General features: G+C 74.5%; 16 protein-coding genes. 9 read left to right on the forward strand and 7 right to left on the reverse strand.

Annotation, left to right across the window (positions count from 1 at the left end; all coding sequences use genetic code 11):
* Nucleotides 1-148: 148 nt before the first annotated feature.
* The 3 genes from ACI79A_RS04795 (at nucleotide 149) to ACI79A_RS04805 (ending at nucleotide 3,606) form a co-directional block, all read left to right on the forward strand.
* Nucleotides 149-349 carry a cold-shock protein gene (locus ACI79A_RS04795; RefSeq protein ID WP_153362423.1) on the forward strand — a complete coding sequence of 67 codons (201 nt, stop codon included), beginning with the start codon at nucleotides 149-151 and terminating at the stop codon, nucleotides 347-349.
* A gap of 272 nt (nucleotides 350-621) precedes the next feature.
* Entirely contained in the window at nucleotides 622-2,253 is a 1,632-nt protein-coding gene (gene groL, locus ACI79A_RS04800) for a chaperonin GroEL (RefSeq protein ID WP_457080473.1), read from the forward strand.
* A 519-nt stretch (nucleotides 2,254-2,772) separates the two neighbouring features.
* On the forward strand, nucleotides 2,773-3,606 hold the full coding sequence (locus tag ACI79A_RS04805) for a DUF72 domain-containing protein (protein WP_457080475.1): 834 nt from the start codon (nucleotides 2,773-2,775) through the stop codon (nucleotides 3,604-3,606).
* On the opposite strand, the gene ACI79A_RS04810 is transcribed toward ACI79A_RS04805, so the two are convergent.
* Nucleotides 3,564-4,559, reverse strand: coding sequence for a Gfo/Idh/MocA family protein (locus ACI79A_RS04810; RefSeq protein ID WP_457080478.1), 996 nt, complete (start codon nucleotides 4,557-4,559; stop codon nucleotides 3,564-3,566). The two genes, ACI79A_RS04805 and ACI79A_RS04810, sit on opposite strands and share 43 nt — an antisense overlap.
* Before the next feature lie 31 nt (nucleotides 4,560-4,590).
* Here ACI79A_RS04810 and ACI79A_RS04815 point away from each other — a divergent pair, with 31 nt between their 5' ends.
* Nucleotides 4,591-4,866 carry a DUF4031 domain-containing protein gene (locus ACI79A_RS04815; RefSeq protein ID WP_457080480.1) on the forward strand — a complete coding sequence of 92 codons (276 nt, stop codon included), beginning with the start codon at nucleotides 4,591-4,593 and terminating at the stop codon, nucleotides 4,864-4,866.
* 34 nt (nucleotides 4,867-4,900) lie between these two features.
* On the opposite strand, the gene ACI79A_RS04820 is transcribed toward ACI79A_RS04815, so the two are convergent.
* Together ACI79A_RS04820 and ACI79A_RS04825 are read right to left on the reverse strand one after the other, a co-directional pair.
* A complete protein-coding gene (locus ACI79A_RS04820) occupies nucleotides 4,901-5,137 on the reverse strand; it encodes a DUF6458 family protein (protein WP_457080482.1) in 237 nt (78 codons plus the stop codon).
* 127 nt (nucleotides 5,138-5,264) lie between these two features.
* Nucleotides 5,265-5,888, reverse strand: a complete 624-nt coding sequence (locus ACI79A_RS04825) for an HD domain-containing protein (RefSeq protein ID WP_457080484.1) — start codon at nucleotides 5,886-5,888, stop codon at nucleotides 5,265-5,267.
* Nucleotides 5,889-5,927: 39 nt separating this feature from the next.
* On the opposite strand from ACI79A_RS04825, the gene ACI79A_RS04830 reads away from it, so the two are divergent.
* The gene (locus ACI79A_RS04830) at nucleotides 5,928-6,743 is read left to right on the forward strand and encodes an LURP-one-related/scramblase family protein (RefSeq protein ID WP_457080486.1); all 816 of its coding nucleotides are present in this window, start codon (nucleotides 5,928-5,930) and stop codon (nucleotides 6,741-6,743) included.
* Nucleotides 6,744-7,000: 257 nt separating this feature from the next.
* Here ACI79A_RS04830 and ACI79A_RS04835 read toward each other — a convergent pair whose 3' ends face one another.
* Nucleotides 7,001-8,422 (reverse strand): glucose-6-phosphate dehydrogenase, encoded by a 1,422-nt coding sequence (locus ACI79A_RS04835; RefSeq protein WP_457080488.1) that lies wholly within the window; start codon nucleotides 8,420-8,422, stop codon nucleotides 7,001-7,003.
* A gap of 194 nt (nucleotides 8,423-8,616) precedes the next feature.
* Between ACI79A_RS04835 and ACI79A_RS04840 the strand changes: the two genes are divergently transcribed.
* The 4 genes from ACI79A_RS04840 to ACI79A_RS04855 all read left to right on the forward strand — a co-directional run bounded on the left by ACI79A_RS04840 (nucleotide 8,617) and on the right by ACI79A_RS04855 (nucleotide 12,984).
* Nucleotides 8,617-9,138 (forward strand): DUF7282 domain-containing protein, encoded by a 522-nt coding sequence (locus ACI79A_RS04840; protein WP_457080490.1) that lies wholly within the window; start codon nucleotides 8,617-8,619, stop codon nucleotides 9,136-9,138.
* Nucleotides 9,139-9,188: 50 nt separating this feature from the next.
* The gene (locus ACI79A_RS04845; RefSeq protein ID WP_457080492.1) at nucleotides 9,189-9,701 is read left to right on the forward strand and encodes a DUF7282 domain-containing protein; all 513 of its coding nucleotides are present in this window, start codon (nucleotides 9,189-9,191) and stop codon (nucleotides 9,699-9,701) included.
* Nucleotides 9,702-9,847: 146 nt separating this feature from the next.
* Nucleotides 9,848-9,973: a hypothetical protein gene (locus tag ACI79A_RS04850; protein ID WP_457080494.1), complete on the forward strand. Its 126-nt coding sequence runs from the start codon at nucleotides 9,848-9,850 to the stop codon at nucleotides 9,971-9,973.
* Complete coding sequence (locus ACI79A_RS04855; RefSeq protein WP_457080496.1) at nucleotides 9,943-12,984, forward strand: ATP-binding protein; 3,042 nt, start codon at nucleotides 9,943-9,945, stop codon at nucleotides 12,982-12,984. Before ACI79A_RS04850 ends, ACI79A_RS04855 begins: the two co-directional genes overlap by 31 nt.
* Nucleotides 12,985-13,093: 109 nt before the next feature.
* Here ACI79A_RS04855 and ACI79A_RS04860 read toward each other — a convergent pair whose 3' ends face one another.
* From ACI79A_RS04860 to ACI79A_RS04870, 3 genes are all read right to left on the reverse strand, one after another.
* The gene (locus tag ACI79A_RS04860; protein ID WP_457080498.1) at nucleotides 13,094-13,414 is read right to left on the reverse strand and encodes a PspC domain-containing protein; all 321 of its coding nucleotides are present in this window, start codon (nucleotides 13,412-13,414) and stop codon (nucleotides 13,094-13,096) included.
* Between the two features lie 142 nt (nucleotides 13,415-13,556).
* Nucleotides 13,557-15,335: a DEAD/DEAH box helicase gene (locus ACI79A_RS04865; protein WP_457080501.1), complete on the reverse strand. Its 1,779-nt coding sequence runs from the start codon at nucleotides 15,333-15,335 to the stop codon at nucleotides 13,557-13,559.
* A 174-nt stretch (nucleotides 15,336-15,509) separates the two neighbouring features.
* Nucleotides 15,510-15,635, reverse strand: a complete 126-nt coding sequence (locus tag ACI79A_RS04870; RefSeq protein ID WP_457080503.1) for a hypothetical protein — start codon at nucleotides 15,633-15,635, stop codon at nucleotides 15,510-15,512.
* Nucleotides 15,636-15,676 lie beyond the last annotated feature (41 nt).

A 15,676-nucleotide genomic window follows, 5' to 3' on the forward strand; every position in this document is an offset into this window, starting at 1 on the left:
GCGCGCAACGGACCGGTGACCTGCGCGCTTCTGTCCTGTACCGTTCCGCGCGGTTCGAGTTCCACGTTCGTGTTCGACGGGCGGAAGAGCGAGACCCGACCCCCCGGACGCAGGGGGGTTGACCGCACGCACGAACGTGGGAGCACACGTGGCAGAAGGCACCGTGAAGTGGTTCAACGCCGAGAAGGGCTTCGGCTTCATCGCCGTCGACGGCGGTCAGGACGTCTTCGTCCACTACTCGGCCATCCAGATGGACGGCTACAAGAGCCTCGACGAGGGCCAGCGGGTCTCCTTCGAGGTCGTCCAGGGGGAGAAGGGCCCGCAGGCCGACGCGGTCCGCAGCGCCTGATCCACCCGGCACACGAGGCCCGGTCTCCCTCGGGAGGCCGGGCCTCGCTGCGTTCCGCCGGCCCGGGAACAGAGCCCAGGGGACCCCCGTTCTTGCACTCGCACGGGTCGAGTGCCAGACTCTCGATTGGCACTCGGCCCCGTCGAGTGCCAAACAGGTCGGAACGGTGAGGCACCGGCAGTGGGCCGCAGGAGCGTCCACGTGGCTGGTGTCGTCCGTCGCGGGCGCCGGACCAGACCGTGCAGCGATCCACGCATGGAGGACATCACCACATGGCCAAGATGATCGCGTTCAACGAAGAGGCGCGCCGCGGCCTCGAGCGAGGGATGAACACCCTCGCCGACGCCGTCAAGGTGACCCTCGGCCCCCGTGGCCGGAACGTCGTGCTGGAGAAGAAGTGGGGTGCCCCCACCATCACCAACGACGGTGTGAGCATCGCCAAGGAGATCGAGCTCGAGGACCCGTGGGAGAAGATCGGGGCCGAGCTGGTCAAGGAGGTCGCGAAGAAGACCGACGACGTCGCGGGTGACGGCACCACCACCGCCACCGTGCTCGCCCAGGCCCTCGTCCGCGAGGGGCTGCGCAACGTCGCCGCCGGCGCCAACCCGATGGCCCTGAAGAAGGGCATCGAGAAGGCCGTCGCCTCGGTCTCCGAGTACCTCCTCTCGACGGCCAAGGACGTCGAGACCAAGGAGCAGATCGCGGCCACCGCCTCGATCTCCGCCGCCGACACCGCCATCGGTGAGCTCATCGCCGAGGCGATGGACAAGGTCGGCAAGGAAGGTGTCATCACCGTCGAGGAGAGCAACACCTTCGGCCTGGAGCTCGAGCTCACCGAGGGCATGCGCTTCGACAAGGGTCACCTGTCGGCGTACTTCGTGACCGACACCGACCGCATGGAGACCGTGCTCGACGACCCGTACATCCTGGTCGTCAACGGCAAGATCTCCTCGGTCAAGGACCTGCTCCCGCTGCTGGAGAAGGTCATGCAGTCCGGCAAGCCGCTGGCGATCATCGCCGAGGACGTCGAGGGCGAGGCCCTGGCGACCCTGGTGGTCAACAAGATCCGCGGCACCTTCAAGTCGGTCGCCGTCAAGGCCCCCGGCTTCGGTGACCGGCGCAAGGCCATGCTCGCCGACATCGCCATCCTCACCGGTGGTCAGGTCATCAGCGAGGAGGTCGGCCTCAAGCTCGACAACGCCGACATCTCCCTGCTGGGCCGCGCCCGTCGCGTCGTCACCACCAAGGACGAGACGACGATCATCGAGGGCTCCGGCGACGCCGACCAGATCCAGGGTCGGGTCAACCAGATCCGCGCCGAGATCGAGAAGTCGGACTCCGACTACGACCGCGAGAAGCTGCAGGAGCGCCTGGCCAAGCTGGCCGGTGGCGTCGCCGTCATCAAGGCCGGCGCCGCGACCGAGGTCGAGCTCAAGGAGCGCAAGCACCGCATCGAGGACGCGGTGCGCAACGCCAAGGCCGCCGTCGAGGAGGGCATCGTCGCCGGTGGTGGCGTCGCCCTGGCGCAGGCCACCACCGTCGCGTTCGAGAAGCTCGACCTCGAGGGTGACGAGGCCACCGGTGCCAACATCGTGCGCGTCGCGCTCGAGGCCCCGCTGAAGCAGATCGCCGTCAACGCCGGCCTCGAGGGTGGCGTCGTGGCGGAGAAGGTCCGCAACTCGGAGACCGGGCACGGCCTCAACGCCGCCACCGGCGAGTACGTGGACCTGGTCGCCGCCGGCATCATCGACCCGGCCAAGGTGACCCGCTCGGCGCTGCAGAACGCCGCCTCCATCGCGGCGCTCTTCCTCACCACCGAGGCCGTCATCGCCGACAAGCCGGAGAAGAACGCCCCGGCCATGGCCGGTGCCGGCGACGGTGGCATGGGCGGCATGGACTTCTGAGTCCCGCCGTCAGCCACGGCTGACACTGCACCACCAGCACTGCCCGGCAGGGGCGGTCCCGCACTCGCGGGGCCGCCCCTGTCGGCGTCTGTGGGGGCGGCTCAGGTTGATCATGGGCACGTCGTCGCCCGACGCGCCGGTGGACGGCGTGTCCCGCAGCACGACGCCCATGATCAACGGGGCTGGCGGGTCATGACTCCGGGGCGAAGCGGGTTGACCCAGATCCGCGGCCCGGCCGGGTCCCCGTCGCGGGGGGGGGGCGCCGGACGTAGCCCATCGCGGCGGACCACCGATCGGCGACCGCCTGGTGGTAGCGGGCGTCGAGGCAGAGGTCCAGGCAGCGGGCGGGGGAGTCGCGCACGACGGCAGGTCAGGTCGAGCGGCCCGTGCGCGAGATCTGCAGTCCCGTGGCTCCCGACGCCGGGAGGACCGGAGATCGCAGATCTCGTCGCGGCGGACCACCGCCTCGTCGGGGAACACCGGCGGATGAGCGGAGCCGGGGCAGGGTAGGCGGCTCCGGTGACGGTGATCATCGGGACGTCGGGGTGGCAGTACCGCGACTGGCGCGGGCGCTTCTACCCGCCGACGCTGGCCCAGCGGCTGTGGCTGGAGCACCACGCCCAGCACTTCGCCACCGTCGAGAGCAACAACGCCTTCTACCGGCTGCCCGAGCGGGCGACCTTCGAACGCTGGCGGGAGCGCACGCCGGCCGACTACCGCTGGGCCGTGAAGGCCAGCCGGTTCCTCACCCACCTCAAACGGCTGCGCGAGCCCGCCGAGCCGGTGGCGCGGCTGATGGACCGGGTCGCCGGCCTGGGCGACCGGCTGGACGCCGTCCTGCTGCAGCTGCCGCCCACCCTCCAGGCCGACGTCGACCTGCTCAACGAGTGCCTGGGCCAGTTCCCCGCCGGCACCCGGGTCGCCGTCGAACCGCGGCACGAGAGCTGGTGGACCGACGAGGTCCGCGGGCTGCTGGAGCGGTACGGGGCGGCGCTGTGCTGGGCCGACCGGGGCGAGCAGCCGATCACCCCGCTGTGGCGCACCGCCGAATGGGGGTACCTGCGGCTGCACACCGGCCGGGACGGCTGGGACTACCCGCCCGAGACGCTGGAGGCGTGGGCGCAGCGGCTGCAGGAGACCTACGGCGGGGACGACGTGCTGGTGTACTTCAACAACGACCCCGGCGGCGCGGCGACCCGGGACGCGGTCACCTTCGCCGACGCGGTCCGGGCCGGTGGGGGCACGCACACCCGGGTGCCGACGATGGACCAGGCCAGCGGCGCGGCCTGGCCGCCCGCGCCGCCGCCGCGTCAGAGGACGGCGCGGTCCTCGGCGAAGGCCACGCCGAGCTGACCGGCGGCCTGCTCGAGCACGCCCATCACGGCCAGGGTGTCGGCGAGCGGCATGACCGCGCTCTCGGTCCGCCCGGCGCGCAGGCACTCGGTCACCTCGGCCAGCTCGTGGCTGTAGCCGGCCCCGGTCGCCGGGAGGGTGATCTCCTCCGGCTCGGCGCCGGCGCGGTGCAGCACGATCGTCTGCGGGTGGTGGAAGCGGGGCAGCACGTCGATCCAGCCCGCCGTCCCGAACACCCGGGCCTGCCCGGGCAGCGCGTTGCGCAGCGAGGTGGTCAGCGTCGCCGAGCGGCCGTCGGCCCAGCCGAGCAGCAGGGACGCCTCGGCATCCACCCCGGTGGAGAAGGTGGAGCCGGTGGCGGCCACGGTGTCCGGTGTCCCGAGCACCTGCTGGGCGAAGGAGACCACGTAGACGCCGAGGTCCAGCAGCGCGCCGCCGCCGAGCTCGCGGGCGAACAGCCGGTCGGTGGGGTCGAACTCGCGGGCCACGCCGAGGTCGGCCTGCACCGAGCGCACCTCACCGATCGCGCCGTCGGCGATCAGCTCGCGCATCCGGACGACGGCCGGCTGGAAGCGGGTCCACATCGCCTCCATCACGAAGACGTCCGTGGCGCGGGCGGCGTCGACGATCTCGCGGGCGCCGGCGAGGGTGGCGGTGAACGCCTTCTCCACCAGCAGCGCCTTCCCCGCGGCGATGGCGCCCAGGGCCACCGCGTGGTGCTGCGGGTGCGGGGTGGCGACGTAGAGGACGTCGACCTCGGCGTCGGCGAGGATCTCGGCGTAGGAGCCGTGCGCGCGCTCCAGCCCGTGCCGGCGGGCGAAGCCCTGCGCCCGGTCCAGCGACCGGGAGGCGACGGCGACCACGCGGGCCCCGTCGACGACGGCGAAGTCCTCGACCACCTTCTCCGCGATGCGGCCCGGCCCGACGACGCCCCAGCGGATCTCCTCAGTCACGCCCTGACCGTAGCCGGGGCAGACTGTCCGGGTGGCACTGCTGATCGACACCCCGGTCTGGCCGTGGCGGGGACGGCGGTGGTCGCACCTGGTCAGCGACACCGGCTACGACGAGCTGCACGTCTTCGTCGCAGCGCACCTGGGCATCCCGCGCCGGGCGTTCCAGGGCGACCACTACGACGTCCCCGAGGAGCTGTACGACCGGGCGGTCGCCGCCGGCGCCGAGCCGGTGAGCTGCCGGGAGCTGCTGTCCCGGCTGCTGGCCGCCGGGCTGCGGGTCAGGAAGAACGCGCGCGCAGCAGGGTGAGCTCGGCGGTCAGGTTGGCGCGCGCCCCGTCGGACTAGTAGCTCTCCTCCGTGGTGGACCGGCGCACCGGGCCGCCCTCGTAGCCGTCGGTGCGCACCACGCGGCGACGGCGCGGTGCCCAGACGGCCAGCTCGACGACGATGCCGAGCGCGCCGACGGCCATCAGGATCCAGCCGACGACGTCGAGGTCGACGCCGCTGACCTGGGCGGTCACCGCGAAGGTGAGCACGGCGCCGACGGCGAGCAGGAAGATGCTGGTGCCGAGTCGCACGGGGAACTCCTCACGTCCGGCGACCGGGCCCGGGCGGGAGCCGCTGGACGGCGGCTGGTCGCCGGGCAACCGTGGACCACGGCCGGCCGGCGCGCGACCGCATGATCACCCGATCGGGTGACCATCGTCAGCTGCGGGCGCGCAGCAGGGTGAGCTCGGCGGTCAGGTTGGCCCGGGCGCGCGCGCCCCACGCATCGGCCAGCTCCGGCAGCCGGTACAGGGCCGGCAGTTCCAGCAGGCGCTCGAGCACCGCGATCCGCCCGGCGGTGAACTCGGCGTCGGAGAGGTGCCCGTACTCCTCCCGCACTGCGGAGGCGTACGCGGCGTAGGACTCCGGTGGGCCGGCCAGCACGGCGAGGTCGGCGTCGCACAGCACGGCGCCGTTGGCGTCGTCGTCGGCCGGGTCGTGGCCGGCGGTGAGCAGCACCAGCCGCTCCACCTCCGCGACGGTCCCCTCCGGCACCAGCCCGAGCAGGCCGATCCGGGCCCGGGCGGCGCTGACCTCCTCGTTGTCGCTGCGAGCCGGGTCGTAGGCGACGTCGTGGTACCAGGCGGCCAGCCGGACGGCGGTGGGGTCGGGAGCGTGCGCGGCCAGCCGGTCGACGATGCCGAGAACGGCGGCCAGGTGGGCGACGTCGTGGTAGCGGCGGTGCGGTTCGCTCCACGCGCCGACGACCGCGGCCCACTCGGTGCGCGAGGTCGGGGAGTCCCCGGCCAGCGCCGCCCACTGCTCGAACCCGACGCCCGCCACGTCCCCGAGTCTGGCAGGCGCGGTGGTTAGCGTGCGGGCATGACCCAGCCGCCCCCGCCGCCGGGCTGGTACCCCGACCCGGCCGGGGGTGGCGGCCTCCGCTGGTGGGACGGCGGCGCCTGGACCCAGCACACCCAGACCCAGCACACCCAGCCCCAGCACACCCAGCCCCGCTACACCCAGCCCCAGCACACCCAGCCCCGCTACACCCAGCCCCAGCACACCCAGAGCGAGCAGGTGCCGCCCGGGCACCCGCGGTCGGTGCTGCTGGAGCAGCCGGTGCTCGTCGTCCAGCAGCGGGCGAAGCTGGTCGAGCTCACCAACGAGTACGCGGTGCTGGACGGCGCCGGCCAGCAGGTCGGCGCCGTGACCCAGGTGGGGCAGAGCAGCCTGCGCAAGGCGTTCCGGCTGCTGTCGCGCTGGGACCAGTTCCTCACCCACACCCTCGAGGTGCGCGACGCCGCCGGCCCCGTGCTGCTGCTGACCCGCCCGGCGAAGGTGATGCGCTCGCGGGTGCTGGTGGTCCGCCCCGACGGCACGCCGGTGGGGGAGATCGTCCAGGCGAACGTCGTCGGGCACATCCGGTTCGACCTGGTGGTGGCCGACCGGCTGGTGGGGGCGATCCAGGCCGAGAACTGGCGGGCCTGGGACTTCGCGGTCGTCGACGCCGCCGGGGCCGAGGTCGCCCGGATCACCAAGACCTGGGAGGGGCTGGCCCGCACCCTGCTCACCACCGCCGACGACTACGTCGTCCAGGTGCACCAGCGGCTGCCCGACCCGCTGGCGAGCCTGGTGCTGGCGAGCGCGCTGACCGTGGACACCGCGCTGAAGCAGGACGTCCGCGGCCTCAACTGAGGTCCCGATTGAGTCCATCGCCACGCGCATGGGGCAGGGGGTCGCGGGTACGGTGGAGGACGTCCGGGCCGGGCGACCTGTGTCCCCGGGCTCCACTTGATAACTGCCGCTGGGGAACACCGCTCCGACCTCGGTCGGGGGTCTGGAGCCCCAGATGTGCAAACCGCCGCGAGGCGACCAGCGTCCGGTCCGGACCTCACCGACGCAGCGAAGCCCCCGCTCTCCTCGAGAGCGGGGGCTTCGTGCGTTCGCAGGTGCTACTGCTCGGTCTGGCCCAGCAGCCAGCCGACCTCGCCGGCCAGCTCGTTGGCCGCCGCCGGGCCCCACGAGCCGGGCTCGTAGCGGTGGACCTCGGGTCGGGAGTCGAGCACCGGCTGCAGCGCCCGCCAGGTCTGCGCCAGGCCCTCGCTGGTGGTGAACAGCGACCGGTCGCCGACCAGCACGTCGTGGATGAGCGAGACGTAGGGCGGCAGCGGCTCACCACCGGACACCTGGGAGAGGTCCAGGGTGGCGCGGGCGCGGGCGGTCTCCAGCTCCGGGCCGGGGCGCTTGGCCATCATGTCGATGTCCAGCGAGCCGGCCCCGGCGAGCGACAGGCTGACGACGTTGCCGTTGGCGGGGACGTCGTGCACGGGCCCGATCGGGCGGTGCAGCACCAGGCTGACCCGCTGCTGCTTGGCGGCCAGCCGCTTGCCGGTGCGCAGCAGGAAGGGCACGCCCCGCCACCGCCCGGTGTCGATGAAGAGCTTGGCGGCGACGAAGGTGTCGGTGTCGCTGTCGTCGGGGACGGCGTCCAGCTCCCGGTAGCCGTCGAACTGGCCGAGGACGACGTCGGCCGGCGCCAGCGGGCGGAACGCGGCGAGCACGGACTCGCGGGCGGCCAGGATGTCGCTGGCCCGGAAGCTGACCGGCGGCTCCATGGCGACCTCGGCGGCGACCTGGAACAGGTGGGTGACCAGCATGTCCAGGGTCGCGCCGGTGGCGTCGTAGAAGTCGGCGCGGTCGGCGACGTCGAGGTCCTCGGGGACGTCGATCTGCACCTGGGCGATGTGCTCGCGGCTCCAGATGTGCTCGAACAGGCCGTTGGCGAAGCGCAGCACGTGCAGGTCCTGGGTGCCCTCCTTGCCCAGGAAGTGGTCGATCCGGAAGACCTGCTCCTCGTCGAACACCGAGTGCACGACGGCGTCGAGCTCGCGGAAGGCCTCCGGGGAGTCGCCGAACGGCTTCTCGTAGACCACCCGGGCGCGCTCGGCCAGCCCGTGGGCGCCGATGGCCTTCGTGTACCCGGTGAACGCCTTCGGCGGCAGCGACAGGTAGTGGACCACCTGGGCGTCCTCGCCGATCTCGGCCCGGGCCTTGGCCACGACGTCGAGCAGCTGACCGGGGTCGTCCTCGGTGAACCCGCCGCCGGCGAAGCGCAGCCGGGTGGCGAACTCGTCCCACGGGCCCTCGTCGGGGGAGGGGCCGAACTCGGTCAGCGAGTCGCGGACGTGGTCGACGAACTCCTCGTCGGTCCGCTCGCCGCGGCCGCTGCCGATGAGCCGCCACTCGTCGGGCAGCAGGCCGTGCTGGGCGAGCTGGAAGAACGCCGGGAGCACCATCCGGCGGGCCAGGTCACCGGTCGCGCCGTAGAGCACGAACACGGTCGGGGTCAGGTCGTTCGCGCCGTTCTCGGGCACTATCGTCCTCTCACACGTCGTCCGGGCCGGTCCGCCAGGGGACCGGCCCCAGGGGATGCCGCCCACGACGTCGGGGGTGCACCAAGCTGTTCCGGACAACCGCCCGGTGCCCGGCAGTCTTCCCCATGAGGGCCGCGGCGCGCGCGTCGATCACGGTGTGTGGGCAGCAGCCGGGAGTGGGCAGTGACAGGAGCATGAGACGACCTGCGCTGCTCGCCCTCCCCGCTGCCGCCGTCCTCGCCCTGACCGCCTGCGGTGGAGACGCCGCCGAGGAAGAGCCCACCCCCGCCGTCGGCACCACGTTCGCCGAGGACGGCACCGACGACTCGGCCGCGGCGACCGAGACCGGCCGGGCGACCGGTGCCCCGATCGCCGAGGTGGAGTTCGACGACCAGTCCGGGGACGGCAGCTCGGTCACCGTCGCCCGGGTCGCGATGACCGTCGACGGGTTCGTCGTGATCCTGCCCGGCGACGGGTCCGACGACGACGCCACGGAGGCCGAGGCGCTCGGCTCCACCGCCGTGCCGGCCGGCGAGGCGACCGACGTCGAGGTGCCGCTGTCCCCGGCGCTGACCGAGGACACCGACCTGCAGGCGGTCCTCTACGGCGACACCGACGAGGACGGGGACTTCGACCCCGCGGTCGACCAGCGGATCCCGGACACCGACGACGACGACGGCGACGTCTCCGACGACGCGTCCTACACCGTGAGCTGATCGGGCGTACGGCGGGTGTGGTCCGGCGGCGCCCGGGGCAGGAGGTCTGCATGATCAGCTCCCGCCGGGCCCTCGTGGCCGTCCCTGCCGCCGTGCTCCTGCTGTCCGCCTGCGGGGACGGCGCGGACGCACCGGCCGGTGACGCCCCGCCGTCCTCGCCCGCCACCGCGGGATCGACCACGATCGCGCCCGAGGGCGAGTCGGGCAGCGGGCAGATGGCCGACCTGGAGTTCGAGGACCAGTCCGGCCCCGGCGACCGCGTGGTCGTCGCCAGGGTGACCGCGCCGGGTGGCGGCTTCGTCGTCGTCAGTGGCGGCGGCGACGACGCGGTGCTCGGCTCGACCCTGGTGCAGGTGGGAACCACCAGCGACGTGGCCGTGGACCTCGACCCGGCGCTGACCGGGGACACCGACCTGACCGCCACCCTCTACGCGGACACCGACGCCGACGGCGAGTTCGACCAGGCGGTCGACGAGCCGGTGCCGGCGCCCGAGGACGCCCGGGAGCCCGCGGGTGAGCAGGACGAGGTGGTCGCGGACGAGGCCACCTACTCCGTGGGCTGAGCGCCTGACGCCGCTCCGCGGCCCCGCCTGAGGGGGGCCTCAGACGCCGACCGCTCCCGGGAACTGCCCGATCGCCCGATGCCCGGGGCCCTCCCTCAGGGCGACCGTCCTCCTCGTCCACCCACGGACGACACGAGGAGACGGTCATGACGCACTACCCCAACCCCGCTCTGGAGGCCGAGCTGGCCTGGCGCCGGGAGCTGGTCGAGCGGTCCTTCGCCCGGGGCAGCCGGCGGGGCTCGTGGACGACGCGCCTGCGGCGGGCGCGCTGACCTCGGCGGCCGCCGGCGCGTCGGTGGGCCGTGCCACGATCACCGGCGTGCCGCGCTGGGACGAGGGTCCGCTGGTCGGCCGGGTCACCGAGCTCGGCCGGCTGCTGGCGCACGTCGACGCGGCGGCCGCGGGGCGGCCGTCCGGGGTGCTGGTGGCCGGCGACGCCGGGGTCGGCAAGACCCGGCTGCTCGACGAGCTGTCCCGCCGGGCCACCGGGCGCGGCGTGCGGGTGCTCACCGGGCACTGCGTCGACCTGGGCGACGTCGGCCTGCCCTACCTGCCCTTCGTCGACCTGCTGCGTCCGGTGGCCGCTGACCCGGAGCTGGCGCCGGTGCTGGCCCGGCACCCGGTGCTGGCCGGCCTGCTCGGCGGCGGTGCCGTGCCGGAGCGCTCCCGCCCCGAGCTCGGCCCGTCGTCGCCGCACCGCACGCTGCGCCCGCCGGACGACGACGGCCGGCTCCAGCTGTTCGAGTCGGTGGCCGCGCTATTGGGCGAGCTGGCCGCCGCGCGGCCGGTGCTCGTCGTCCTGGAGGACCTGCACTGGGCCGACCGGTCCAGCCGTGACCTGCTGCGGTACCTGCTGGCCCGGCTGGTCGACGAGCGGGTCGCCGTCGTCGCCTCCTACCGCGCCGACGATCTGCACCGCCGGCACCCGCTGCGCCCGCTGCTCGCCGAGCTGGTGCGGCTGCCCGGCGTCGCGCGGCTTCCCCTGGAGCCGCTGCCCGACGCCGAGGTGGAGACGCTGGTCCGCCGGCTGGCTGCCGTCTCCGGTGGGCCCGGCGCCGTTCCGGTCGAGGACGTCGTCGCCCGCGCCGAGGGCAACGCGTTCTACGCCGAGGAGCTGGTCGCGGCGGGGGAGGCGCTGCCCGGTGGGTTGTCCGAGGTGCTGCTCGCCCGGGTGGAGCAGCTCGGCCCGGCCGCGCAGCAGGTGCTGCGGGTGGCCGCCGTGGCCGGGCGCTCGGTGCGGCACGAGCTGGTCGCCGCGGTGGGCGGGCAGTCGCCGGCCGAGCTGGAGGCGGCGCTGGCCGAGGCGGTGCACCGGCACCTGCTGGTGGTCTCCGACGACGGGCGCTACCGGTTCCGGCACGCGCTGCTGCGCGAGGCGGTGCTGGCCGACCTGCTGCCCGGTGAACGGGTGCGGCTGCACGCCGCCGTCGCGGCCCAGCTGGCCGACCGGCCGGAGGCGGGGACGGCGGCGGAGCGCGCCCACCACCTGCGCGAGAGCAACGACCTGCCCGGCGCGCTGAGCGCCTCGCTGGAGGCGGCGGCCGCCGCCCGCCGGGTGGGCGCTCCCGCCGAGCAGCTGCAGCACCTGGAGGCGGTGCTCGAGCTCTGGTCGGCGGTGCCGGACGCCGCCGACCGCGCCGGCCGCCCGCAGGAGGAGGTGCTGCTGGACACGGCCGCGGCGGCCCGGGCGGTCGGTGACCTGCACCGGGCGGTGGCGCTGCTGCGCTCGGCCGGGGAGCTGCTGGGGCCCGACGGCGACCCGGAGGCGCGGGCGCGGGTGCACTACACGCTGGCGCAGGTGCTGGGCCGGATCGAGGAGGCCGCCGAGGCCCACCGGGAGAGCGCCGCGGCGATGGCGCTGGTCCCGGCGCAGCCGCCGTCGGCGGTGCGCACCTGGGCGGCGGCCACGCACGCCCGCACCAGCTACTCCCTGGGCCTGGTCGAGGAGGCGGACGCCGCGGCCGAGGAGGCGCTGGCGGCGGCCGACGCCCTCGGCCTGGACAGCGCGTGGGCCGACACCGCGGTGTCCCTGGCCCGTGGGCCGGGTGCCGGCGACCGGGCGGCGGTGCGGGCCCGGTTCGCGGAGGCCCGGGCGCGGGCGGCGCGGTCCGGCGACGCCGACGTGGAGATGCGGGTGTGGTTCAGCCAGGCGATCACCGCCTACGACGCCGGCGAGCTGGCCGAGACGCTGACGCACGTCACCGCCGGGCTGGCCCGGGCGGCGACGCTGGGCGTGGAGTGGTCGTTCTACGGCGCCGAGCTGCGGCACCTGGAGGTGCTGGCCCGGTACGTGCTCGGCGACTGGAACGGCAGCCTGGCCGCCGCCGACGCGCTGGCGCGGGTACCCGACATGGCCGCGCACGTGCGCGCCGACGGGCTGCTGGTGCTGGTCGGCCGGGGTGACCCGCGCGCCGCGGAGCGGCTGGGCTGGGCGCAGGGGCCGGCGGCCCGCTGGGACAACCACGTGCTGCTGATGCTGGCCACGGTGGCGGCGGAGATCGAGCTGGCCGGTCAGGCCGGCGACGCGGCGAGGGCGATCGAGCGGGCCCGGTTCGCCGACCGCCGGCTGCGGGAGCTGTGGGGTGAGGAGCGGCTCGCGTCGGTGCGACTGGTGACGACCGCGCTGGCGGCGGTGGGCGACGCGGCGGTCGCGGCCCGGCGGGCCGCGGACGAACCGGCGGTGGCGCGCTGGGGAGCCGTCGCCGACGGGCTGGCCGAGATGGGCCGGTCGGCGGCGCAGGTGCCGTACCCCGTGGGCATCGAGGCGCGGGCGTGGAGCACGCGGCTGGAGGCCGAGCTGGCACGGGTGCGCGGCGAGGTCGCGGTGCAGCTGTGGCGGCGCGCGGTCGAGGAGTTCGGCGACCTGGGGCACGTGTACGAGCAGGCGCGGTCCCGGCTCCGGCTGGCCGAGGCGCTGCTGGCCGAGGGGCTGCTGGCCGGCGACGACCGCGCGGGCGCGGCCGCGGAGCTGGCGGCGGCGCACGAGGTGGCGGTGCGGCTGGGCGCCGAGCCGCTGCGGACGGCGGTCGAGGCGCTGGCCCGCCGCGGCCGGCTCGACCTGCCGGGCGTGCGGGCAGTCGAGCCCGGCGCCGTCTTCACGCGGCGGGAGACCGAGGTGCTGGCGCTGGTCGCGCAGGGGCGCACCAACCGGCAGATCGGCGCGGAGCTGTTCATCAGCGAGAAGACCGCCTCCGTGCACGTGAGCAACATCCTGGCCAAGCTCGGCGCCACCGGGCGGGCGGAGGCGGTGGCCCTCGCCGCCGCCCGCGGCCTGCTCGCCTGAGCCACCTCCCCGCAGGTGGCGCCGTCCACGGCTCGGACACCCCATCCCGCAGTTGATCATCGGCGAGTGGTCGCGGCCGGCGGCGTGTCGAGCAGCCGATCGCCGATGATCAACCGTTGACGGGGGTGCGGACGAACATCCGGCGGACCCGCTCGACCCACTCGTCCAGCAGGTTCGTGCGGTCGTCGGGCCCGGCGGGGGCGGTGGGCATCAACAGCCACAGCGCCAGGTAGAGGGCGATCCCGCTACCGCCGGCGAAGACAAGGGCGACGAATCCGATCCGCCACAGCAGCGCGTCGATGCCGGTGTGCTCGGCCAGGCCGGCGGCCACCCCGCCGACCATCAGGCGGCTGCGGTCCCTGCGCAACGGCGGGCGATCGGCAGGGCTCTTCGGGGCCTCGGTGGGCGGGAGCTGCGTGGTCTCGGTCATGTCACCAGCCTGCGCGCGGCGTCGTCGCCGCGGCATCGGGGAACGCCCGGATCCGACCCTGATCCTGGTGCGTGCTGGAACGGCCGCCCTTCAGGGGTCCGCGCCGGGCGTGCGAGGCGTGGGGGAGAAGGGCGGGCCTTCCTCAGAGCATCGTGCGCAGGCGCTCGCGGCGGGCGCGGAGGACGTCGACCGACGCCGACGCCGACGGCGGGCCGGGCACCGACTGGCGCAGCTGGGTGTGCACCACGGCCTGCGGCTGGCCGGTCTTCGCCGCGATCCGGTTGACCAGGCGGTTGATCTCGCGGCGCAGCTCGGCGACGTCGCGCCAGGAGCGGCCGGCCTCGTCCTCGTCGGGGTGGTCCTCGACGACCATGAAGCCGTCGTCGTCCCCGTTGCGGTGCGAGGCGGCGATCCGGGCGCGCAGCTCGTCGTCCCGCTTGGCCAGCAGCTCGGCGGTCTGGGCAGGGGTGAGCAGGCCGGGGATGCCGAGGAAGTCCTCCGCGTCGGCCGCCAGGGGGACGACCGCGGGGGAGCCCTCGCCGGTGTGCGCCGTCCCGCTGGATAGCACGTGCGCGAACCGCGCGTCGGCCTCCAGGGCCTCCCACTCCTTGGCCGCACCCTCGCGCGGCTCGCGCGGCGGCAGGTCGAGCGCCTCCAGCTCCTCGTCGGGCTGGCTCTTCGGCGGCGGCATGACGTGGTTGCGCTGCTCCTCCATCGAGGCGGCCAGCGACAGCAGCGGGCGCACCGCGGGGAGGAAGACCGTCGCCGACTCGTGCGGCGCGCGGGCGCGCACCACGCGGCCGACGGCCTGGGCGAAGAACAGCGGCGTCCGGTAGGAGGTCATCCAGGCCAGGACGGCAGCGCGGGGGACGTCGACGCCCTCGGAGACCATCCGCACGCAGACCGCGATCCGGGCGCCGCCCTTGTTGAACTTCTCGATCTTCTTCGACGCCTTCGGGTCGTCGGAAAGGATCAGCTCCGGTGCCTTGCCGGTCACCCGGCGCACGATCTTGGCGTACTCGCGGGCGTCGTCCTGGTCGCTGGCCAGCACCAGGCCGGCGGCGTCGGGCATGCCGCCCTCCTCGCGGAGGTGGGTGATCCGGTCGTCCATCGCGGCGATCACGTGCGGCACCCACTGGCCCTTCGGGTCCAGCGCGGTGCGCCAGGCCTGCATCTCCACCGAGCGGGTGCCGGCCTCGCTCAGCGAGGCGGCGACGACCTCGCCGGCGGAGTTCCGCCAGCGCGAGGTGCCGGTGTAGGCGGCGAAGACGACCGGGCGGACGACGTTGTCGGCCAGCGCCTCCTTGTAGCCGTAGGTGAAGTCGGCCATCGACATCAGGCCGCCCTGCCCCTCGAACCCGTCTTCCACGTACTTCACGAACGGGATGCGCTCGTCGACCTTGGTGCGGAAGGGCGTCCCGGTCAGGCAGAGCCGGCGGGCGGCGCGGCCGTAGGCCTCCTCGACCGCCTCGCCCCAGGAGAGGCCGTCACCGGCGTGGTGCACCTCGTCCAGGATCACCAGCGTCTTGACGGTGGTCGCCCGGGCGGCGTGCAGCATCGGCTTGCCGGCGACCTGCGCGTAGGTGGTCACGTAGCCCTGGGTGCCGGCGCGCACCGGGCCCACGGCGTTGGTCAGGTTGGGGTCGAGCGCGATGCCCATCGCGTCGGCCGCGTCGGCCCACTGCATGCGCAGGTGGTCGGTCGGGCAGACCACGATCACCCGGGCGACCTCGCGGCGGGACAGCAGCCGGGCGGCCAGGGTCAGCGCGAAGGTGGTCTTCCCCGCGCCCGGGGTCGCGGTGACCAGGAAGTCCTTGGGGGACTCCTCCTCGTACTTGCCGAGGGCCGCCTGCTGCCAGGCCCGGAGCGGTCGGCTGGTCGTCTGCGGGGCCCGGGCCGCCGCCTGTGTTGCAGTCGCCATGTCGGGAGTCATTCTGGACGGCGGCGGGGCAACACGCCCAACCGGGTGCCTCCGGCGCGCCCCCGCCGTCCCGACGTATACGGGCCGGCCGTCGAGCCGCTGACCTGCATGTTCGTGCTACCCCGGGGCGGAGTGTGGCGATGCTCATGTGCCGGGGCGGACCGTCTCGTCACGTCACGCCGGCCCCGCCCGTCCCGGGGGCCGCCGGGCGGTCAGGGGAGGGCGGGGGAGCAGCTCGTCCAGGGTCACCAGCAGCTTGCGCACCCGGACGCCGGTCGCGGCGTGCGCCGCGTTGACCACCGCGTGCTGCTCACGCGAACGCCCGCCGCGACGTAGGCTGG

Source organism: Modestobacter sp. SYSU DS0657, assembly GCF_054050925.1.